Origin of the sequence: Pseudothauera rhizosphaerae, from assembly GCF_004801305.1 — a bacterium.
GTDB lineage: Bacteria > Pseudomonadota > Gammaproteobacteria > Burkholderiales > Rhodocyclaceae > Pseudothauera > Pseudothauera rhizosphaerae.
The window spans coordinates 260,454-281,610 of sequence record NZ_SSOD01000003.1 but is presented as its reverse complement, the minus strand read 5'-3'; the positions used below and the strand labels follow the sequence as shown (position 1 = coordinate 281,610).

The 21,157-nt window shown below is 69.2% G+C and carries 19 protein-coding genes and 1 riboswitch; of the genes, 7 read left to right on the top strand and 12 right to left on the bottom strand.

What is annotated here, in order from left to right; translation table 11 throughout:
* Positions 1-10 precede the first annotated feature (10 nt).
* The gene (locus E6O51_RS05090) at positions 11-1,642 is read right to left on the bottom strand and encodes a CTP synthase (RefSeq protein WP_136383885.1); all 1,632 of its coding nucleotides are present in this window, start codon (positions 1,640-1,642) and stop codon (positions 11-13) included.
* A 163-nt stretch (positions 1,643-1,805) separates the two neighbouring features.
* A complete protein-coding gene (gene rluB, locus E6O51_RS05085) occupies positions 1,806-2,789 on the bottom strand; it encodes a 23S rRNA pseudouridine(2605) synthase RluB (protein WP_136383884.1) in 984 nt (327 codons plus the stop codon).
* A 198-nt stretch (positions 2,790-2,987) separates the two neighbouring features.
* Between rluB and E6O51_RS05080 the strand changes: the two genes are divergently transcribed.
* Together E6O51_RS05080 and E6O51_RS05075 are read left to right on the top strand one after the other, a co-directional pair.
* The gene (locus E6O51_RS05080) at positions 2,988-3,344 is read left to right on the top strand and encodes a type II toxin-antitoxin system prevent-host-death family antitoxin (protein WP_136383883.1); all 357 of its coding nucleotides are present in this window, start codon (positions 2,988-2,990) and stop codon (positions 3,342-3,344) included.
* A 10-nt stretch (positions 3,345-3,354) separates the two neighbouring features.
* Positions 3,355-3,978: an AAA family ATPase gene (locus tag E6O51_RS05075; protein ID WP_211091325.1), complete on the top strand. Its 624-nt coding sequence runs from the start codon at positions 3,355-3,357 to the stop codon at positions 3,976-3,978.
* Between the two features lie 39 nt (positions 3,979-4,017).
* Here E6O51_RS05075 and E6O51_RS05070 read toward each other — a convergent pair whose 3' ends face one another.
* Together E6O51_RS05070 and adh are read right to left on the bottom strand one after the other, a co-directional pair.
* Complete coding sequence (locus E6O51_RS05070) at positions 4,018-4,410, bottom strand: DUF779 domain-containing protein (RefSeq protein WP_230976704.1); 393 nt, start codon at positions 4,408-4,410, stop codon at positions 4,018-4,020.
* A gap of 60 nt (positions 4,411-4,470) precedes the next feature.
* Entirely contained in the window at positions 4,471-5,988 is a 1,518-nt protein-coding gene (gene adh, locus E6O51_RS05065) for an aldehyde dehydrogenase (RefSeq protein WP_136383881.1), read from the bottom strand.
* A gap of 353 nt (positions 5,989-6,341) precedes the next feature.
* Here adh and E6O51_RS05060 point away from each other — a divergent pair, with 353 nt between their 5' ends.
* A complete protein-coding gene (locus E6O51_RS05060) occupies positions 6,342-8,243 on the top strand; it encodes a sigma-54-dependent Fis family transcriptional regulator (protein WP_136383880.1) in 1,902 nt (633 codons plus the stop codon).
* Here the strand turns inward: E6O51_RS05060 and scpB are convergent.
* The 7 genes from scpB to E6O51_RS05025 form a co-directional block, all read right to left on the bottom strand.
* Positions 8,240-8,833 carry an SMC-Scp complex subunit ScpB gene (gene scpB / locus E6O51_RS05055; RefSeq protein WP_136383879.1) on the bottom strand — a complete coding sequence of 198 codons (594 nt, stop codon included), beginning with the start codon at positions 8,831-8,833 and terminating at the stop codon, positions 8,240-8,242. The two genes, E6O51_RS05060 and scpB, sit on opposite strands and share 4 nt — an antisense overlap.
* Complete coding sequence (locus E6O51_RS05050) at positions 8,811-9,644, bottom strand: segregation and condensation protein A (protein ID WP_136383878.1); 834 nt, start codon at positions 9,642-9,644, stop codon at positions 8,811-8,813. Before E6O51_RS05050 ends, scpB begins: the two co-directional genes overlap by 23 nt.
* A gap of 23 nt (positions 9,645-9,667) precedes the next feature.
* Positions 9,668-10,870 carry a tryptophan--tRNA ligase gene (locus tag E6O51_RS05045; protein WP_136383877.1) on the bottom strand — a complete coding sequence of 401 codons (1,203 nt, stop codon included), beginning with the start codon at positions 10,868-10,870 and terminating at the stop codon, positions 9,668-9,670.
* A gap of 3 nt (positions 10,871-10,873) precedes the next feature.
* On the bottom strand, positions 10,874-11,539 hold the full coding sequence (locus tag E6O51_RS05040) for a site-2 protease family protein (RefSeq protein ID WP_136383876.1): 666 nt from the start codon (positions 11,537-11,539) through the stop codon (positions 10,874-10,876).
* A 68-nt stretch (positions 11,540-11,607) separates the two neighbouring features.
* Positions 11,608-12,240, bottom strand: a complete 633-nt coding sequence (locus tag E6O51_RS05035; protein ID WP_136383875.1) for an L-threonylcarbamoyladenylate synthase — start codon at positions 12,238-12,240, stop codon at positions 11,608-11,610.
* 49 nt (positions 12,241-12,289) lie between these two features.
* Positions 12,290-13,123, bottom strand: a complete 834-nt coding sequence (locus tag E6O51_RS05030; protein ID WP_136383874.1) for a 3',5'-nucleoside bisphosphate phosphatase — start codon at positions 13,121-13,123, stop codon at positions 12,290-12,292.
* Between the two features lie 45 nt (positions 13,124-13,168).
* Entirely contained in the window at positions 13,169-14,041 is an 873-nt protein-coding gene (locus E6O51_RS05025) for an alpha/beta fold hydrolase (protein ID WP_136383873.1), read from the bottom strand.
* 74 nt (positions 14,042-14,115) lie between these two features.
* A riboswitch (glycine riboswitch) is annotated at positions 14,116-14,201 on the top strand.
* 168 nt (positions 14,202-14,369) lie between these two features.
* Here E6O51_RS05025 and gcvT point away from each other — a divergent pair.
* From gcvT to E6O51_RS05005, 4 genes are all read left to right on the top strand, one after another.
* The gene (gene gcvT / locus E6O51_RS05020) at positions 14,370-15,470 is read left to right on the top strand and encodes a glycine cleavage system aminomethyltransferase GcvT (protein ID WP_136383872.1); all 1,101 of its coding nucleotides are present in this window, start codon (positions 14,370-14,372) and stop codon (positions 15,468-15,470) included.
* Between the two features lie 88 nt (positions 15,471-15,558).
* On the top strand, positions 15,559-15,939 hold the full coding sequence (gene gcvH, locus E6O51_RS05015; RefSeq protein ID WP_136383871.1) for a glycine cleavage system protein GcvH: 381 nt from the start codon (positions 15,559-15,561) through the stop codon (positions 15,937-15,939).
* Between the two features lie 35 nt (positions 15,940-15,974).
* Positions 15,975-18,869 carry an aminomethyl-transferring glycine dehydrogenase gene (gene gcvP / locus E6O51_RS05010; RefSeq protein WP_136383870.1) on the top strand — a complete coding sequence of 965 codons (2,895 nt, stop codon included), beginning with the start codon at positions 15,975-15,977 and terminating at the stop codon, positions 18,867-18,869.
* A gap of 147 nt (positions 18,870-19,016) precedes the next feature.
* On the top strand, positions 19,017-20,720 hold the full coding sequence (locus tag E6O51_RS05005; RefSeq protein ID WP_136383869.1) for a glycoside hydrolase family 17 protein: 1,704 nt from the start codon (positions 19,017-19,019) through the stop codon (positions 20,718-20,720).
* Here the strand turns inward: E6O51_RS05005 and E6O51_RS21800 are convergent.
* On the bottom strand, positions 20,619-21,062 hold the full coding sequence (locus tag E6O51_RS21800; RefSeq protein WP_168735189.1) for a hypothetical protein: 444 nt from the start codon (positions 21,060-21,062) through the stop codon (positions 20,619-20,621). The two genes, E6O51_RS05005 and E6O51_RS21800, sit on opposite strands and share 102 nt — an antisense overlap.
* Positions 21,063-21,157: the final 95 nt, after the last annotated feature.

The window sequence follows — 21,157 nt, the reverse complement described above, 5'->3', positions numbered from 1 at the left end:
GTGCTACTCCTCAGCCCGCCTTGCGTGCCAGCGCCGCCTTCACGTAGGCGACGAACAGTGGATGGCCCTTGCGCGGATTCGAGGTGAATTCGGGATGGAACTGGCAGCCGACGAACCAAGGGTGCACGTCGGAGGGCAGCTCCACCATCTCGCACAGGTCGGTGACCGGCGCACGGCCGGAGACGACCAGCCCCTTTTCTTCCAGACTGGCCAGCAGGGTGTTGTTCACTTCGTAGCGGTGGCGGTGGCGCTCGACGATGTCGTCCTCGCCGTAGATCTGGCGCGCCTTGGAGCCCGCCTTCAGGTGGCAGGTCTGGCCGCCCAGGCGCATGGTGCCGCCCAGGTCGGAATTCTCGTTGCGCTTCTCGATCTTGCCGGTACGGTCCTTCCATTCGGTGATCAGGCCGATCACCGGATAGGGGCTGGCCTTGTCGAACTCGGTGGAGTGCGCGCCTTCCATGCCGGCCACGTCGCGGGCGAATTCCACCACGGCGAGCTGCATGCCCAGACAGATGCCCAGGTAGGGCACCTTGTTCTCCCGCGCGTAGCGGATGGCGGCGATCTTGCCTTCCGTGCCGCGCTTGCCGAAGCCGCCCGGCACCAGAATGGCGTCCATGTCCTTCAGCGCGGCGCAGCCCTCGCGCTCGATGTCTTCCGAATCGAGGTAGTGGATGTTCACCTTGCTGCGGGTGTGCATGCCGGCGTGGTTGAGCGCCTCGATCAGCGACTTGTAGGACTCGGTGAGATCCACGTACTTGCCGACGAAGGCGATGTCCACCTCGTGCTCGGGGTTTTCCAGCGCGTGGATCAGCTTCTCCCACGCGGAGAGGTCCGCCGCGCGGGCCAGGATGCCCAGCTTGTGGCAGACGATCTCGTCCAGCATCTGGTCGTGCAGCGCACCGGGGATCTTGTAGATGGAATCCGCATCCAGGCACTCGATGACCGCTTCCGGCATGACGTTGCAGAACAGCGCGATCTTGCGCCGCTCGTCGGCCGGAATGGAGCGGTCCGCGCGGCACAGCAGGATGTCCGGCTGGATGCCGATCTCGCGCAGTTCCTTGACCGAGTGCTGGGTGGGCTTGGTCTTCAGCTCGCCCGCGGTGGGGATGTAGGGCAGCAGCGTGAGGTGGATGGAGCAGGTGGCGTTGCGGCCTTCCTCGATGCCCATCTGGCGGATGGCTTCCAGGAAGGGCAGGGATTCGATGTCACCCACCGTGCCGCCCACCTCGACGATGGCCACGTCCGCGCCTTCCGCGCCGCGCTTGATGTAGTGCTTGATCTCGTCGGTGATGTGGGGGATGACTTGCACCGTCTTGCCCAGGTACTCGCCGCGGCGTTCCTTCTTCAGCACCGACTCGTAGATCTGGCCCGTGGTGAAGTTGTTGCGCTTGCTCATCTTGGCGCTGGTGAAGCGCTCGTAATGGCCGAGGTCGAGATCGGTTTCCGCGCCGTCTTCGGTGACGAACACCTCGCCGTGCTGGAACGGGCTCATGGTGCCCGGATCGACGTTGATGTAGGGATCCAGCTTGAGGTGCGTGACCTTGATGCCGCGGGATTCCAGGATGGCCCCCAAAGAGGCCGCTGCGATGCCTTTGCCCAGGGAGGACACGACACCGCCGGTAACGAAGACGTATTTGGTCATGGGAATGCGACTGCGGGAAAGCGCGATGATAACCGAAGAGCCCCTGCGGCCGGAAGCGGGCGACGGCCCGTTACGGGTCCCAAGACACCCTTCGGCACCGTTGCAAAATGCAGCGGGCGGGCGCCCGAAGGCCCCGCCCGCCGGGGATTTGCGGCCTGCCGAGTCAGGTGCGCGGCACGGTGCGATGCAGCCGGGCCTCGCGCTTGCGCTCACCCGGTTTCACGACCGGCGGCGGCAGGCCGGCGAGCTTGCAGGCGTCCTCGTCCCCCATTTCCATCCACATGCCGCGCTTCAGGCGCGAAGGCAGTTCCACCGGGCCGTAGCGCACGCGGATCAGCCGGCTCACGGTGAGCCCGACCGCCTCGAACATGCGCCGCACTTCCCGGTTGCGCCCCTCGGAAATGGTGACCCGGTACCAGTGGTTCACCCCTTCCCCGCCCGCGTCCACCAGGCTGTTGAAACGGGCTTCGCCGTCTTCGAGCTGGATGCCAGCCTTGAGGGAGGCGATCTGCTCGTCGTCCAGGGAACCGAGCAGGCGCACCGCGTACTCCCGCTCCAGTTCGTAGCGCGGGTGCATCAACCGGTTGGCCAGTTCGCCGTCGTTGGTGAACAGCAGCAGGCCGGAGGTGTTGAAGTCCAGCCGCCCCACCGCGATCCACCGCCCGCGGCGCAGGATGGGCAGGCGCTCGAACGCCGTCGGGCGGCCTTCCGGGTCCTCGCGGGAAACGATCTCGCCTTCCGGCTTGTGATAGAGCAGCACCCGCGGCGCGCGCTGGGCGAAGCGCAGAGGCACCATCCTGCCGTTGACCTTGACCCGGTCGCCCGGCCCGATCTTCTGCCCCGGCACCGCCGGTGCGTCGTTGACCAGGATGCGCCCGGCCTCGACCAGGGCCTCGATCTCACGCCGCGAACCGACCCCGGCCGCGGCCAGCACCTTCTGCAGGCGCTCCGGCTCGATCTGCGGCTCCGCACTGCGGGCTTGTCCGGCCGATGCCCGGCCACGCGGTGCGTGCGCCGGCCTGGCCTGCGCCGACTCGCCTCCCGCCGCGGAGCTGCGGCGCGCACGCGCGGGGTCGGCCTGCTCGCGCGACGGCTTCTTGCTGGTCGGGGGGCGCAGCGGACTGCGGGTCTTGCGGGGGGAGGACAAAGGCTTGCTTCCTGTGGGATGAAGCGGCCTTATACGGTACGGCCGCTGAATTGGCGGATTATAGCCCGCTGCATCGCCTATCAAGACCGTATCGCTTCGCATCCGGGCGATATCGGCGACAAGTTCCTCTTCCCGGTTTCTTTGGCCAAATTTGGGAAATTTGGGTATATTTCCCCCACGTTCCACCGGAGCACCGCCATGGCCCAGACCCTGCGAATCGACGCCCTAGACACCCTGCCCCGCACCCCCGCCGCCGATGTCAAGAAGCATGGCTGGCGCGGCGTGATGAAAACCGTGGGCAGCAAAGGCAAGGTGCTCGTCACCAACCACAACGAACCCGAAGCGGTCATCCTGTCAACCGCGGAATACACCGCCATGGTGCAGGCGCTGACCGAAGCTCAAACCGCCAGCGCCTCCGCCCTGGAAACCCTGCGCCGCCGCTTCGACCAACGCCTCGCCGCGCTGCGGGCCGACGACGCCGGCGAGCGCCTGCGCGCCCTGATCCGACAACCCGCCACCCTCGGCGGCAAGGTCAAGGCCGGCACCGGGCACTGACGGCCTGGCCGTGGCCCGCCCCGTCCTGTACGTGCTGGCCGGCGTCAACGGCGCCGGCAAGAGCTCGGTCGGCGGCCACCTGCTCCGGCAGGCCGGCCTTGCCTGGTACAACCCGGACGCCTTCGCCCGCGAAATCGTCGCCGCCACCGGCTGTACTCAGGAGGAAGCCAACGCCGCCGCCTGGCAGGAAGGCATGCGCCGCCTCGATCAAGCCCTGGCGCAACATCATGCCTATGCCTTCGAGACCACTTTGGGCGGCGACACCGTCGCCGCGCGCATCCAGGCCGCCGCCCGGTCCCACGACGTCCTGATGTGGTTCTGCGGCCTCGCCACGCCCGAACTGCACCTCGCCCGGGTCCGCGCCCGCGTCGTCGCCGGCGGCCACGACATCCCGGAAGAAAAAATACGCCAGCGCTGGATCAGTTCTCGGGCCAACCTCATCGCCCTGATACCGCACCTGGCCTATCTGAAGGTCAGCGACAACAGCGCCCACGCAGGGCCCGGCGAAGCCATCCCCGACCCCTTGCCGGTGCTGGAGATGGAGAACGGGCGACTGTTGTGGCCTACCGAAGCAGCGGACCTGCTGCACACGCCGGAATGGGCCAAGCCGCTGGTGGAAGCGGCACTGGAATGACGGGCCTCCGCCCCGCCACCACGAACGTCCAGCCCCCGGTTACACGCCCTGCGCCTCGCGCGCCTTCAGCGCCGCCCATTCCCCATCCTCGAACAAGCGCGAACGGGTCAGGAAGCGCAGTCCCTCCGGCCCTTCCAGGGAGAACATCCCCCCGCGGCCGGGCACCACGTCGATGATCAGGTGGGTGTGCTCCCAGTACGCGAACTGGGCACGGCTCATGTAGAAGGGGCAACTGCCGATCTCGCCCAGTTGCACGTCGGCATCGCCGATCTGGAACTCGCCTTGCGGGTAGCACATGGGCGAACTGCCGTCGCAGCAGCCGCCGGACTGGTGGAACAGCAAGGGGCCGTGGCGCGCCTTCAGGCGGGCTATGAGTTCGAGCGCGGCGGGCGTGGCCGATACGCGGCTCGCTTCGGTCATGGCTTCGTCCATGGTCTCGTCCTCCCGCTGCGGGCCGGTGCATGGCGCCGGCCCGCATGCCTTTGCGTCAGGTCAGAAGAAGCCGAGCGCGTTGGGCGAGTAGGACACCAGCAGGTTCTTGGTCTGCTGGTAGTGCTCCAGCATCATCTTGTGGTTCTCGCGCCCGATGCCGGACTGCTTGTAGCCGCCGAAGGCCGCGTGGGCCGGATAGAGGTGGTAGCAGTTGGTCCATACCCGCCCGGCCTGGATGCCGCGTCCCATGCGGAAGGCGCGGGACATGTCGCGGGTCCACACGCCGGCGCCCAAGCCGTAGAGGGTGTCGTTGGCGATCGCCAGGGCGTCGTCCTCGTCCTTGAAAGTGGTCACCGACACCACCGGGCCGAAAATTTCCTCCTGGAAGATGCGCATCTTGTTGTGCCCCTGGAAGATCGTCGGCTTGATGTAGAAGCCCTTGGCCAGGTCGCCGTCCAGGGTGTTGCGCTCGCCGCCGATCAGGCACTTGGCGCCTTCCTGCCGGCCGATGTCCAGGTAGGCCAGGATCTTCTCCAGTTGTTCGGAGGAAGCCTGGGCGCCGATCATCGTCGAGCTGTCCAGCGGGTTGCCCTGCTTGATCTTCGCCACCCGGTCCACCGCGCGGGCGATGAACTTGTCGTAGATCGACTCCTGGATCAGCACGCGGGACGGGCAGGTGCACACCTCGCCCTGGTTCAGCGCGAACATGGCGAAACCTTCCAGGCACTTGTCGAAGAAGGCGTCGTCGGCCGCCATCACGTCCTCGAAGAACACGTTGGGGCTCTTGCCGCCCAGTTCCAGCGTGACCGGGATCAGGTTCTGCGAGGCGTACTGCATGATCAGCCGGCCGGTGGTGGTTTCGCCGGTGAAGGCCACCTTGGCGACGCGGCTGTTGGTGGCGAGCGGCTTGCCCGCTTCCAGGCCGAAGCCGTTGACCACGTTGAGCACGCCGGGCGGCAGCAGGTCGCCAATGAGCTCCAGCACCACCAGCAGGGAGGCCGGGGTCTGTTCGGCCGGCTTGAGCACCACGCAGTTGCCTGCCGCCAGCGCCGGCGCCACCTTCCAGGCAGCCATCAGGATGGGGAAGTTCCACGGGATGATCTGCCCCACCACGCCCAGGGGTTCCTTGAAGTGGTAGGCGTAGGTCTCGTGGTCGATCTCGCCGATGGAGCCCTCCTCGCCGCGGATGCAGCCGGCGAAATAGCGGAAGTGGTCGACGGTGAGTGGCAGATCCGCCGCCATGGTCTCGCGCAGGGGCTTGCCGTTGTCCAGGGTTTCGGCGGTGGCGATGAGCTTGAGATTGGCCTCGATGCGGTCGGCGATGCGGTTCAGGATGTTGGCGCGCTCGGCCGGCGGGGTGCGGCCCCAGGCCGCCTTGGCCGCATGGGCGGCATCCAGCGCGAGTTCGATGTCCTTCTCGTTGGAACGGGGCACCGCGCACAGGGTGCGATCCGTGATCGGGCTGTGGTTGTCGAAGTACTGCCCGTCCACCGGCGGTACCCATTCACCCCCGATGTAGTTCTCGTACTGGACCTTGTAGGGGTTGTCGATGGTGATGTCGTTGATGCGCAGGCTCATGTCTCTTACTCCTCCGATGGATTCTTGGTTTGGCGTCTCCGCCGTCGGGCGGGTAGGGACCTGCAGCAGGCGGCGTGCCAGGAAGCCGCCCTTGCGCGGCGCACCATTCGCCCGTCCGCCCCGCCGGCTGCGATGCGGGCAAACGTTCCGCAACGCAGCACGACGGAATGACGATCGGCCTTGCGCAACCGAGCGGCAATGGGCTAAATGAAGCGATACGAATCAATGATTTGTCGCGATCTGCGACAAATCCCGGGCGAGGTGCCGCGACAGGCTGCGACACCCCGCCCGCAGGGCCCGCAGAAGGCCGGCAGCCCGCCTTGCGCGCTGCGACACCCACGGAGGAGACCGGGATGATCGAACTTTCGCCCACCGCTGCCCGCCCTGCGCCGAGCGAGGCCGAACTGGCACGTGCCCGGCGCGACTTCTTCCTGCGCGGCCGGCCGCCCAGCGTTTCCCTCGGCCGCCAGGTGCTCGGTTCCTGGACGCGCTGCGTGCAACGGGGGCTGGTGGCGGAACGCGCCTGCCCCGTCGAGCCGCTGACCGCCGCCGCGCTGACCGAAGCGCGCGAACGCGCCGAGTTGCTGCGCCGGCTCGCCGAGCCGGAACTGGAATTCCTCGCCGAGACGCTGGCCGACACGGCCAGCCAGGTCATCCTCGCCAATGCCTACGGTCTGATCCTGGAAACCCGCGGCGACACCCGCGCCATGGACCGCGCCACCCGGGTTGCGCTGCTGCCCGGCGTGAGCTGGGCGGAAGCGGCCATGGGCACCAACGCCATCGGCACCGCGCTCACCGACAACGAACTCACCGAGATCTGGGGCAGCGAGCACTTCCACGACCAGCACCACCGCCTGTGCTGCACGGCCGTGCCCATCCTCGACCACGCCGGCCGCCCGGTGGGCCTGCTCGACGTCTCCGGCGACGCGCGCCTGCCGCGCGGCTACGCCCGCAGCATCGTCATGCGGGCGGCGCGGGAGATCGAGCACCGCTGGCTGCTCAACGCGCCCGAACAACTCGCGCGGCTGCGCTTCCATCCCGCGCGCGCCTGCGTCGGGGCCTATCAGGAAGGCGTGCTGCTGCTGGACGAGGACCGCATCGTCGGCGCCAACCGCAGCGCGCTGCAGTGGCTGGATACGGACTGGAGCCTCGTCGGCCGCCGCGTGGACGAGGTGTTCGACCATGCCGAGGTGTCGGCGGAGCGCCTGCGGACCCATGGGGGACGACAGTTGTTCGGCCAGTTGCAGGCGCCCCGCCGGGTGCAGATCGACCCACCGGCACCTGCGGAAGAGAGCAGCCTGTGGCTGGGCGAAGCCCAGCGCAGCGCCCTCGCCCGCCTTCGGCGCGCCATCGACGCCGGTCTCGCCACCGTGCTGCTGGGCGAGACCGGCTGCGGCAAGGAAGCCCTGGCCCGCCGCGCCCATGCCCTGTCCGCGCGGGCGAGCGGCCCCTTCGTGGCCATCAACTGCGCGGCCCTGCCGGAAACACTGATCGAAGCGGAACTGTTCGGCTACGTGGAAGGCGCCTTCACCGGCGCCCGACGCCGGGGTTCGCCGGGGCGCATCGCGGAAGCCGACGGTGGCATCCTCTTCCTGGACGAGATCGGCGACATGCCGCTGCCCCTGCAGAGCCGCCTGCTGCGCGTGCTGCAGGAGCACCGCGTGGAGCCCCTGGGCGGCGGAGCGCCCCGGACCGTCGATTGCGTGGTGCTGTGCGCCACCCACTGCGACCTGGACGCCATGGTGGCCGAAGGCCGCTTCCGCGCCGACCTGCTCTACCGCCTGCAGGAACACCGGGTGGAACTGCCCCCCTGGCGCAGCCTGCCCGAAGCCCAGCGGCGCGACGCGCTCGCCCTGCTATGGCGGCAATCCGGCGGCCCGGCGCGGGGCATGGTCCTGAGCGCCGCCGCCTTGGAATGCCTGCTGGCCCACCCCTGGCCGGGCAATTTCCGCCAGTGCGCCGCCGCCCTGCGGGCGCTGGCGGCGCTCGCCGACGACGGCGCGAAAATCGGCCCCGCCGACCTGCCCGCCGAACTGCGTCCGGCACCGGCTCCGCCCAGAGTTTCACTCGACGAACTCGGCCGCGGCGCCATCGTCGCGGCCCTGGCCCGCCATGGCGGCAAGGTGGCCCCGGCCGCCACGGAACTGGGCATCCACCGCGCCACGCTGTACCGGCAAATGCGCCGGCTCGGCATCGCTGCGCGCGAACCGGGCGCAACGGCACAGGCTGTACGGAAAGGAAATGCGGGCGCCTAGGCTTCGGGCTCGGGCCTGGCCTCGACGCCTTCCAGAACCGGCAGTTCCACCAGGTCCATGATGCGTTCGATCTCCGTGAGCGCCGGCAGCTCGGTGAGGCTGCGCAGGCCCAGGTCGTCGAGGAAGCGGCGGGTGGTGGCGAAGAGCGCCGGGCGGCCGGGGGTGTCCCGGTGGCCGACCTCGTCGATCCAGCCGCGGGATTCCAGCGTCTTCAGCACGTTGGGCGAGACGGCCACGCCGCGGATGTCCTCGATGTCGCCGCGGGTGACGGGCTGGCGGTAGGCGATGATGGCCAGCGTCTCCAGTACCGCGCGGGAATATTTCGGCGGCTTCTCGTCCTTCAGGCGGTCGAGGAAGACCTGGTATTCCGGCCGCGTCTGGAAGCGCCAGCCACCGGCGGTCTGCACCAGTTCCACGCCGCGGCCATCCCAGTCCGCGCGCAGTTCGTCCAGCAGGCGACGGACCAGGTCCGGGCCGGCGTCGTCCTCGAACAGGCGGCGCAACGTAGCCACCGGCAGCGGCGCCGGAGCAGCGAACAGCGCGGCCTCAATGACGCGCTTGAAGTCCTCAGGCGTGCTCGGTGCTTGCATCGGCGAGCCTGACGTAGATGGGGGCGAAGGCGTCGTTCTGGGTCACGTGTACGAGCTTTTCCTTGACCAGTTCCAGCATGGCGAGAAAGCTCACCACCAGCCCGGCCGGCCCCAGCTTCGGGTCGAACAAAGTGTCGAACACCACGAAGGCACCGTCCGAGAGCCTGCGCAGGATCCCGGTCATGTGCTCGCGCACGGAGAGTTCCTCCCGCTGCACCCGGTGGTGCTGCTTGAGGCGGGCCTGCTTCATGATCCGCAGCCAGGCGAGCTGCAGGTCGTGCAGGGTCACGTCCGGCAGGCGCTCGACGACCTTCTCGGCCACGAACACGCTGACCCACTCGAAGTCGCGCTCTACCCGCGGAATGGCGTCCAGGCGCGCGGCGGCCTGCTTCATCTGCTCGTATTCCAGCAGGCGGCGGACGAGTTCGGCGCGGGGGTCGGCGGCCTTCTCTTCGGTTTCCCGCGGGGGGCGCGGCAGCAGCATGCGGGACTTGATCTCCAGCAGCATGGCTGCCATCAGCAGGTAGTCGGCCGCCAGTTCCAGGTTGGTCGCGCGCATGGCCTCCACGTATTCCAGGTACTGCACCGTGAGCGGCGCCATGGGAATGTCGAGGATGTCCAGGTTGGCCTTGCGGATCAGGTAGAGCAGCAGGTCCAGCGGGCCTTCGAAGGCTTCCAGGAAGACTTCCAGCGCGTCCGGCGGGATGTAGAGATCCTTGGGCAGCTCCAGCACCGGCTCGCCGTACAGGCGCGCCACCGCGGCCGCTTCGCGGTCGGTCTCGGTGGGCGCGAGATCCAGCGGCATGTTCATGGGCGGGCTGCCGTCGGGACTACTCAGCCGTAGGAGAGGCCCATGGCCGCACGCACGTCCTGCATGGTTTCCTCGGCCAGCGCGCGGGCGCGCTCGCTGCCCTCGGCGATGATGCGGCGTACCAGGGCGGGGTCTTCCTCGTAGGGCCGGGCGCGCTCGTGCATCTCGGCCTGTTCCTTGAGCACCGCGTCGATCACCGGCTGCTTGCATTCGATACAGCCGATGCCGGCGCTGCGGCAGCCCTGCTGCACCCATTCCCGCGTGCCGCCGTCCGAGTAGATGAGGTGGAACTGCCACACCGGGCACTTCTCCGGGTCGCCCGGATCGGTGCGCCGCACCCGCGCCGGGTCGGTCTGCATGGTGCGGATCTTCTTGGTGACGGAGTCCGGGTCCTCCCGCAGGAAGATGGTGTTGTCGTAGCTCTTGGACATCTTCTGCCCGTCCAGGCCGGGCATGCGTGAGGCCTCGGTGAGCAGCACGCCCGGCTCCACCAGGATCATCTTGCCGCCGCCTTCCAGATAGCCGTACAGGCGCTCCCGGTCGTCCAGGCTGAGGCTTCCCGCCTCGCCCACCAGGGCGCGGGCCTGGGCCAGGGCCGCCTCGTCCCCGTCCTGCTGGAAGCGGGTGCGCAGGTCCAGGTACTGGCGGGCGCGCTTGCCGCCGAGCTTCTTGACGGCGGCCTGGGCCTTGTCCTCGTAGCCGGGTTCGCGGCCGTACATGTGGTTGAAGCGGCGCACCAGTTCCCGCGTGAATTCCACGTGGGGAATCTGGTCCTCGCCCACGGGCACCTTGTCGGCGCGGTAGATCAGGATGTCCGCGCTCATGAGCAGCGGATAGCCGAGAAAGCCGTAGGTGGTCAGGTCCTTGTGGCTGAGCTTCTCCTGCTGGTCCTTGTAGGTGGGCACGCGCTCCAGCCAGCCCAGCGGCGTCATCATGGACATCAGCAGATGCAGCTCGGCGTGCTGGGGCACGCGGGACTGGATGAACAGCGTGGCCTTGGCAGGATCGACACCCGCCGCCAGCCAGTCGATCAGCATGTCCCAGACGCTCTCCTCGATGACCTGCGGGTTGTCGTAGGCGGTGGTCAGCGCATGCCAGTCGGCGACGAAGAACAGGCAGGGGTATTCCTCCTGCAGCTTGACCCAGTTCTTGAGCACGCCGTGGTAATGGCCCAGATGCAGGCGGCCGGTGGGCCGCATGCCGGAGAGAACGCGTTGTGCGTACATGTCTTAACCGTAAAACCCGAAGATGATTGCGAGAACGTAGCGGAACACGGCGATCAGCGGCCACAGGATGGCCCCCAGGATGCCGGTGAACAACAGGATGAGGAGGATGGGAAAACCGTAGGGTTCGATGCGGGCGAACTGCCAGGCGAACCGGCCCGGCAGCAGGCTCACCGCGATGCGCCCGCCGTCCAGGGGCGGAATGGGCAGCAGGTTGAGGAACATCAGCACCGCGTTGATCGTCATGCCGGCTTCGGCCATCAGTTCCAGCGGCAGCGTGTAGGAGGTTTCCGGGCCGCCGCTGGCGAACTTGAACACCACCGCCCAGGCCAGCGCCATGACCAGGTTCATGAACGGCCCGGCGGCGGCCACCCACAGCATGTCGGCCTTGGGCTTGCGCAGCAGGCCGAAGTTGACCGGCACCGGCTTGGCCCAGCCGAACAGGATGCCGCTCCCGCCCAGCAGCGTGGACAGCGTGAGGATGGCGATGGGCACGATCACCGTGCCCACGGGGTCGATGTGCTTGAGGGGATTGAGGGTGATCCGCCCCGCCAGGTGTGCCGTGGGGTCGCCGAAATGGCGCGCCACGTAGCCGTGCGCCGCCTCGTGCAGCGTGATGGCCAGCAGCACCGGCAACGCCCAGATGGCAAGCGTGGGGATCAGGGATTCCATGAAAGCTCGGCTCGGAAAGCGGGCATTCTAGCAGAGCGGGGCGTCCGCCCTGCCCGGCCTCCACCCCCTCATTCCGCTTCCAGCCCGAAGGGCGCGAGGCTGCCCCGCCCGGCCCGCACCAGTTCGGGCACGCCGGAGGTGAGGTCGATCACCGTGGTGGCCTCCGGCCCGCAGAAGCCGGCCTCGATCACCAGGTCCACCTGCTTTTCCAGGCGTTCGCGGATTTCCTCGGGGTCGGTCAGGGGCAGGTCCTCGTCGGGCAGCAGCAGGGTGGAGCTGAGCATGGGCTCGTTCAGCTCCTCCAGCAGCGAGGAGACGACCGGGTGTTGCGGGATGCGCAGGCCTATGGTCTTGCGCTTGGGGTGCAGCACGCGGCGCGGCAGCTCCTTGGTACCTTCCAGGATGAAGGTGTAGGCGCCCGGCGTGGTGGCCTTGAGCAAGCGGTACTGGGCGTTGTCCACGCGGGCGTAGGTGGCGATCTCGGACAGGTCGCGGCACATCAGCGTGAAGTGGTGACGCTCGTCCACGCCGCGGATGCGGCGGATGCGGTCCAGCGCGCGGGCGTCGCCGGTGAGGGCGGCCAGGGCGTAGGCCGAATCGGTGGGCAGGGCCACCAGGCCGCCGTTGCGCATGATCTCCGCGGCCTGGCGGATGAGGCGCGGCTGCGGGTGTTCGGGATGCAGGGAAAAGAACTGGGCCATGATCTCAAGGATGTTGTTGTTTTGTGTTGCCGCCGGCGCTGCGCGCCGGCTACTGCAGCAGGCGCGACCACACGGGCGTGAGATCGGGCGGCAGGGGGTTGCAGCGCCCCAGGTCCACCGCGCTCTCCTTCTCGCCGTGAAAGTCGGATGCGCGCGAGGCCAGCAGGCCGCGCCGACGCGCCTCGGAGGCGAAGCGGGCGGCCTCCTCGGGCGTGTGCGCGCCGGACACCACCTCTACCGCCTCGCCGCCGGCGGCCTGGAAACAGTCGAACAGGCGGGCCATGTCGGCGTGGGACAGGCGGTAGCGCGCGGGATGGGCCACCACGGCGATGCCGCCCGCGGCACGGATCCAGCCCACCGCCTCGTCCAGCCGCGCCCATTCGTGCTCGACGAAACCGGGCTTGCCGCGCGCCAGGTAGTGGTCGAAGACGGTCTTCACGTCCGGCATCACTCCGCTGGTGACGAGGAAGCGGGCGAAGTGCGCACGGCTCACCAGCGCCGGATTGGCAGCAAAGCCGCGCGCGCCTTCCAGCGCCCCGCGGATGCCGATGCGGGCGAGCTCCTCGCCGATGCGCACGGCGCGGGCGTCGCGTCCGTCGCGCACCTGCGCCAGACCTGCGACCAGCAGCGGATGGGTGTGATCGATACCCAGCCCGACGATGTGGATGGTCTCGCCGGCGAAGGACACCGAGATCTCCACCCCCGCCACGAAGGCCAGCCCCAGTTCCGCAGCCGCCGCCCGCGCCTCCTCCACCCCGCCAACCTCGTCGTGGTCGGTGAGCGCGAGCAGGTCCACGCCGTTGGCGTGGGCCCGCCGCACCACCTCGGTGGGCGACAGCAGGCCGTCGGAGACGGTGGAATGGCAATGCAGATCGGCGTTCATGGGGTTTCCGGGGAATTTCCGTATTCTAACGCCGTGCCCGCGGCGTCAGAGGTGGGACAGCAGGAAATCCTCGATGATCCGTGCCACGTCGGCCGGGCGGTCGTGGTGCAGGTTGTGCCCGCAATCGGGCAGTACCACCTCGCGGAAGTCGGGGAAACAGGCCTTGGCTGCCTCGTGGGCCTGGTCGTCCACGCCCAGCCGCCGGCGCAGTTCGGCACCGTCCGGCACCAACCACAGCACCGGCGCCGAAACCCGGCACCAGCAGGCTTCCGCCTCGGCGCGGCGGTACAGCGTGGCATTCGTCCGCCGGTGCGCCGGGTCGCCCAGCAGGCGGACGCCACCGGCACCGTCGGGCTCGGCCAGTTGGTGCGCCAGCCAGTCCGCGCACTCGGCACCCAGGCGCGGGTTGTCGCGCGTCAGGCGGGCCGCCAGCGCGGCGAAATCCGCGTAGGGGCGAAAGGACACGGGCCGCGCCAAGTCGTCCAGCCACTCCGCGTAGCGCGCCGGCGCCTCGTCCGGGCTCCGGTCGGCCAGACCGAAAGCGTCCAGCGCCACCACCGCGGCCACCCGCTCCGGGCGGATGCCGGCGTACAGGCAGGCCACGTTGCCGCCCATGCTGTGCCCCACCAGGCGCGCCGGCTCGTCCGGCGACAACAGGCGCAGCAGCGCATCCAGGTCGCCCAGGTAGTCCGGGAACCAGTAGGCGTCGCCCGCCCAGGCGCTGCGGCCGAAACCGCGCCAGTCGGGGGCGATGACGTGCCAGTCGCGGGCCAGCTCGTCCACCACGAACTGGAAGGTGGCCGACACATCCATCCAGCCGTGCAGCATGAAGAGTCTGGGCGCGCCGGCCTCGCCCCACTCCCGCAGGTGGCAGGCCAGGCCGCGCAGTTCGATGGAGCGCGAACGGGAAGCTCTCATGGGGACATCCGGCAGGTTTGCAGGGTGGGAAAGATAGCACCTTGCTCCCCTCCCCTCGCCGATGCTATCGTGCGCCTCGTCGCGCGGGAGAGAACTCCCATCGAGTCGCCGAAGGCGTAACCCCCCGGAACCGCTCAGGCAAAAGGACCGCGCACGGCAAGAACAAGTCTGGAGAGCGATGCGGGCGCGGGTTGCGCCGGCGCATCCACCGAAGGGGCACCCGGCAGCACACGTCCGGAATCTCTCAGGTACAAGGGACAGATGGGGCGATGCGGGCAGGACTGCCGGTTTCGCCCCATTTTTCGTTCACCCCTTGCCGGAGCCCCCCATGAGCAACCCCCAGGCCACCCCCGCCCAGCGCACCGCGCTCCATTCCGCCCACCTCGCCGCCGGCGCCCGCATGGTGGATTTCGCCGGCTGGGACATGCCGGTGAACTACGGCTCGCAGATCGAGGAGCACCACGCCGTGCGCCGCGACGCGGGTATGTTCGACGTCTCCCATATGCTCGCGCTGGATCTCACCGGTGCCGGGGCCACGGGCTTCCTCCGCAGTCTGCTGGCCAACGACGTGGCCCGCCTGAAGACCCCCGGCAAGGCCCTGTATAGCTGCATGCTCAACCCGGAAGGCGGCGTCATCGACGACCTGATCGTCTATCGCTTCGCGGACGACGACTACCGCATCGTGGTCAATGCCGGCACCGCCGACAAGGACCTGGCCTGGATGCGCGGGCACATCGCCGCCACCGGCGCCAACGTCACCCTCGAATCCCGCCGTGACCTGGCGATGATCGCCGTGCAGGGCCCCAACGCGTTGGCGCGCGCCGCGCAGGCGATTCCCGAACTCGCCGCCGCCACCGTGCCGGCCCCCTTCTCCGCCTCGCGCCTGGGCGATCTGTTCATCGGCCGCACCGGCTACACCGGCGAGGACGGCATCGAGGTCGCCCTGCCCAACGAGCGCGCCGTCGCCCTGTGGGACGCCCTGCGGGCAGCCGGCGTGGCGCCCTGCGGCCTGGGCGCCCGCGACACGCTGCGCCTGGAAGCGGGCATGAACCTCTACGGCCAGGACATGGACGAAACCGTGTCGCCGCTGGACGTGGGGCTCGCCTGGACCATCGATCTGCGCGACGAGGCGCGCGGCTTCGTCGGCAAGGCAGCACTGCTGGCCCACGGCGAGCACAAGGCCTTCCTCGGCCTGGTCCTGGAAGACCGGGGCGTGCTGCGCGCCCACATGAAGGTCGCCACCGCCAGCGGTGCCGGCGAGACCACCAGCGGCAGCTTCGCGCCCAGCCTGGAAAAATCCATCGCCTTCGCCCGCCTGCCGGCCGGCACGGAGGCCGGCGAAACCGTGCAGGTGGACGTGCGCGGCAAGGCGCTCGCCGCCCGCACCGTGAAGCTGCCCTTCGTGCGCAACGGCAAGGCGCTGGTCTGAGCGACCGCCCTGCCCGATGCCTCGGGCAGCCCCCCTTCTGAGCCCCCTCGAACACCCCTGAAAACGCCTCTCCAACGGAGCCCTCACCATGAGCAACATTCCCGCCGAACTGAAGTACACCGCCTCCCACGAATGGGTCCGCGTCGAAGCGGACGGCACACTGACCGTGGGCGTCACCGACCATGCCCAGGAAGCCCTGGGCGACGTGGTGTTCCTGGAACTGCCGGAAGCCGGCCGCCAGACCGCCGCCGGCGACGCCGTGGCGGTGATCGAGTCGGTCAAGGCCGCCTCCGACATCTACGCCCCGGTGGCCGGTGAGGTCATCGAATCCAACCAGGCCGCGGTGGATGCGCCGGAAAGCGTGAACGCCGACGCCTACGCCGCCTGGCTGTTCAAGCTGCGCCCGGACAACGCTGCCGACCTCGGCAGCCTGCTGGATGCCGCCGGCTACGCCGCCGCCATCGCCTGATCCACGCCCCGACACCCACGGCCCGGACCCCGACCATGCAGGAACTCCTCACCGCCCCGCTCGCCCGCCTCGAACAGCGCGACGCCTTCCTCGAACGCCACCTGGGCCCCAATCCGGCGGAGATCGCCACCATGCTGGCCGCCCTCGGCGCCCCCAGCCTGGACGCGCTGATCGACCAGACCGTGCCCGCCGCCATCCGGCTGAAGGAGCCGCTGCCCCTGCCCGGCCCCCGCCCGGAGCAGGAAGCGCTGGCAGCCCTGCGGACCATCGCGGCGAGGAACGTGGTGAAGAAGTCCTTCATCGGCCTGGGCTACCACGGCACCCACACGCCGACGGTGATCCTGCGCAACGTGCTGGAGAACCCCGGCTGGTACACCGCCTACACCCCCTACCAGGCCGAGATCGCCCAGGGCCGGCTGGAGGCGCTGCTGAACTTCCAGCAGATGGTGATCGACCTCACCGGCCTGGAACTGGCCAACGCCTCCCTGCTGGACGAAGCCACCGCCGCCGCGGAAGCCATGGCCATGGCGCGCCGCGTCTCCAAGGCGAAGTCCAACGCATTCTTCGTGGATGAGGGCTGTCTGCCCCAGACCCTGGACGTGCTGCGCACCCGCGCCCAGTACTTCGGCTTCGAGCTGGTCCTCGGCCCGGCGGTGGAAGCAGCCGGCCACGACGTGTTCGGCGCCCTGCTGCAGTACCCGGACGCCAACGGCGAAGTGCGCGACCTGTCCGCCCCCCTCGCGGCACTGAAGGCCAAAGGCGCCATCAGCGCCGTGGCCTGCGATCCCATGGCCCTGGTACTGCTGAAATCCCCCGGCGAACTGGGCGCGGACATTGCGCTGGGCTCGACCCAGCGCTTCGGCGTGCCCATGGGCTTCGGCGGCCCCCACGCGGCCTTCTTCGCCACCCGCGAACACTACGTGCGCGCCATGCCCGGCCGCATCATCGGCGTGTCCAAGGACCGCCACGGCAAGACCGCGTTGCGCATGGCCCTGCAGACCCGCGAGCAGCACATCCGTCGCGAGAAGGCCAACTCCAACATCTGCACCTCCCAGGTGCTGCTCGCCAACATGGCCGGCTTCTACGCCGTGTACCACGGCCCGCAGGGCCTGAAGACCATCGCCGCGCGCATCCACCGCCTGGCGGCGATCCTGGCCGAAGGCCTGCGCCGGGCCGGCGTCCATGTCCGCGGCAGCCGTTTCTTCGACACCGTGGTGGCTGAAACCGGCGCCCGCACCGCGCAACTGCTGGCCGCCGCCGAGGCCGCCGGCTACAACCTGCGCCAGGTCTCGAACGAGGCCGTGGGCGTGGCACTGGACGAAACCGCCACCGCGGAGGACGTGGCCACCCTGCTCGCCCTCTTCGGCGCCGGCAGCGACGTGGCGGCGCTGGACGCCGCGGTCACCGCGGCCGGCGGTGCGCTGCCCGCCGAACTATTGCGCCACGACGCCATCCTGGCCCACCCGGTGTTCAACACCCACCACACCGAGCACGAGATGCTGCGCTATCTGAAGAAGCTGCAGAACCGCGACCTCGCGCTGGACCACTCGATGATCTCCCTGGGCAGTTGCACCATGAAGCTCAACGCCACCAGCGAGATGATCCCCATCACCTGGCCGGAATTCGCCAACCTGCACCCCTTCGCGCCCCGCGCCCACGTGCTGGGCTACCTGGAGATGATCGAAGGGCTGTCGGACTACCTCAAGGCGGTCACCGGCTTCGACGCCATCTGCATGCAGCCCAACTCCGGCGCCCAGGGCGAATACGCCGGCCTGGTGGCGATCCGCCGCTACCACGCGAGCCGGGGCGAGGGACACCGTACCGTCTGCCTGATCCCGAAATCCGCCCACGGTACCAACCCGGCCTCCGCCCAGATGTGCGGTCTGGAAGTGGTGGTGGTCGATTGCGACGACAACGGCAACGTGGACCTGGAAGACCTCAAGGCCAAGGCCGCCCGGCACGCCGAACGCCTGGCCGCGCTGATGGTCACCTATCCGTCGACGCACGGCGTGTTCGAGGAGAACATCCGCGAGATCTGCGCCGCGGTGCACGCCCACGGCGGCCAGGTGTACATGGACGGCGCCAACCTCAACGCCCAGGTGGGACTCACCTCCCCGGCCACCATCGGCGCGGACGTCTCCCACATGAACCTGCACAAGACCTTCGCCATCCCCCACGGCGGCGGAGGCCCGGGCATGGGGCCCATCGGCCTCAAGGCCCACCTCGCCCCCTTCATGTCCGACCACGCCGTCGCCCCCACCGGTGCGCCGGACCGCAGGAACAAGGGCCAGGGCGCCGTGTCCGCAGCGCCCTTCGGCTCCGCCAGCATCCTGCCGATCTCCTGGATGTACATCGCCATGATGGGCGGCGAAGGGCTCAAGCGCGCCACCGAGGTCGCCATCCTCAACGCCAACTACATCGCGGCGAAGCTCGGCCCCCACTACCCGGTGCTCTACACCGGCAGCCAGGGCCGCGTCGCCCACGAGTGCATCCTGGACATCCGCCCCATCAAGGCAGCCACCGGCATCACCGAGGTGGACATCGCCAAGCGCCTGATGGACTACGGCTTCCACGCCCCCACCATGTCCTTCCCGGTGCCCGGCACCATCATGGTGGAGCCCACCGAATCGGAAGACCCGGGCGAACTGGACCGCTTCATCGGCGCCATGATCGCCATCCGCGGCGAGATCGCCCGCATCGAGCGCGGCGAACTGCCGGCGGACGACAACCCGCTCAAGAACGCGCCCCACACCCAGTTCGAGGTCGCCGCGTCCGAGTGGAAGCACGCCTACAGCCGCGAGGAAGCCGCCTACCCGCTGCCCTGGGTGGCGGAGAACAAGTTCTGGCCCGGCGTCGGCCGCATCGACGACGTCTACGGCGACCGCAACCTGTTCTGCGCCTGCGTGCCGGTGTCGGCCTATGCCGATTGAGCGGCGGGGGCAATCCGCTCCCTAGCCGCCGAAACCGCGGGCCGGCCGTGCCACGACCGGCCCGCGGCACATTTCGCACGGCCCAGCGCCGCCTGCGCTAGAATCCGCGCCCGGTTCCTCCCCCTTCCAGCGGGCATCGTCCTTCCCATGCGCAGATACTTCGACTCCCCGTCCACTCGCTGGCGCATCCTGCTCGCGGCCAACCTCGCCGCGCTCGCCGGCCTGCTCGCCTGGCTCGCCTGGCAGAGCCGCCCGGTAGCCATGCACGACCTGCATCTGGCCGAAGGAGAGAAGCTGCAATGCGTGTCCTACGCGCCCTTTCACCTGCCCGGACAGACCCCTTTCGACCCCGAGCTGCGCATCCCCCGTACGCAGATCGCTGCCGATCTCGCCGCCCTGGCGAAGATCACCGCCTGCGTGCGCCTGTACTCCATCGACCAGGGCCTGGACGCAGTCCCTGAACTGGCACGTGACCTGGGGCTCAAGGTAATGCTCGGCGCCTGGATCGGGCGCGACAAGACCAAGAACGCCGTCGAGCTGGATCGCGCAATCCAGCTCGCCAACGACAACGCCGACGTGGTGGACGTGCTGATCGTCGGCAACGAAGTGCTGCTGCGCCGGGAGCGCACGCAGGCCGAGATGCGCGAACTGCTGGCCTACGCCCGCGCCCGCGTCCGCGTGCCGGTGACCTATGCGGACGTGTGGGAATTCTGGCTGAAGAACCGGGAACTCGCCGCAGAGGTGGACCGGGTCACCGTACACATCCTGCCCTTCTGGGAAGACGAGCCGGTCCATATCGACCATGCGGTGAGCCACGTCACCGCGGTGCTGGAGGAAGTCCGCCGCGCCTTCGACAAGCCGGTGACGATAGGCGAGACCGGCTGGCCCAGCGCCGGCCGGCAGCGGGAGGAATCTCTCCCGTCGCGGGTGAACCAGGCGCGCTACGTGCGCGAGTTCGTCCACCAGGCCCACGCCGAAGGCTGGCGCTACAACCTCATCGAAGCCATCGACCAGCCGTGGAAGCGCAACCTGGAAGGCACCGTGGGCGGCTACTGGGGCATGCTCGATCCGGCCCTCGCGCCCAAGTTTCCCCTTGCCGGTCCGGTGAGCGAGCGCACGGGCTGGGTTCTGCCTTCGGCCGCGATGCTGGCCGGTGCCCTGCTCTGCCTGGGGCTCGCCCACGGCGTGCGCGCCGGCGGCCTGCAGCGCCTGGGGGCGGCCGCGGGCGGCGCGATGGGCGGGCTGGTCGCCGTGCTGCACGGGGAGCACGCACTGCTGGCCTACCGCAATGCGCTGGAATGGAGCGTGCTCGGCGGCGTGGGCCTCGCCGCGACCCTGTTGCCGCTCATCCTGGCACGCTGGCGCGGCGATGGCATCGTGCCCGCCGCGGGCGCCGCCTGGCGCAGCCTGCGCGGCGGGCGGGCGTCGCTCAGTCAGGCGATACCGTTCGCCCTGAGCTTGTCGAAGGGCGGTTGCCGTAAACGGGCTTCGACAAGCTCAGCCCGAACGGGCCGTTGTGTATTCAACGACCCTTTGCTCCTGCTCGGCCTGCTGCGCGGCGTGCTGCTGTTTGCCGCCGCAATCGCCGCGCTGCTGCTGGCCGTCGATCCGCGCTACCGGGATTTCCCGCTCGCGCTGTATCTCATCCCGGCGCTCCATCTCGGCCTGCTCGGCGTGCTGGCCGCCGGCAACGGCAATGAGGAACGCGTGTGCGGCGCGATCATCGTCGTGGCGACGATCGCCCGCTGGTCAAGCGAGCCGGCCAACCCCCAGGCCCTCGCCTGGCTCGCCACCGGGCTGGCCCTGGGCCTGCCCGCGCTGTTCGGGCGCCGCGCGGGCCAGGGTCAGTAGCGCCAGCAGCGCCCCCACCGCGGCCGGATCGAAGCTGTACAGCACCAGCCCGGCCACGCCGGCCAGCCAGCCGGCCCAGGCCGGCGCACGCCGGCCGCTGACGAAGGCGACCACCCCCAGGACCAGGGCCGCCCAGCCCAGACGCTGCTGCAGGAAGGACTGCACCAGCACCCACTTCACCCCGCACCAGCCGGCGATGCCTTCGACCAGGCTGCCGCCGCACTCGCGCGGCAGCGCGTCGGCCTCGAGCAGTCCGTAGCGCAGCCACAGCGCCAGGCCCAGCACCGCAGCCGTGGCTATTACGAATGTTGCACCGCCGCATTTCTGCAAGATTTTTGGCATCGACCGGTTTTTCCCCTTGGAAATCAGAATTGCGCCGAACGGCGTACTTTCTGTTGCAAATACAGCCTTTGGAACGGGGCCCCACCCCTCGTAAT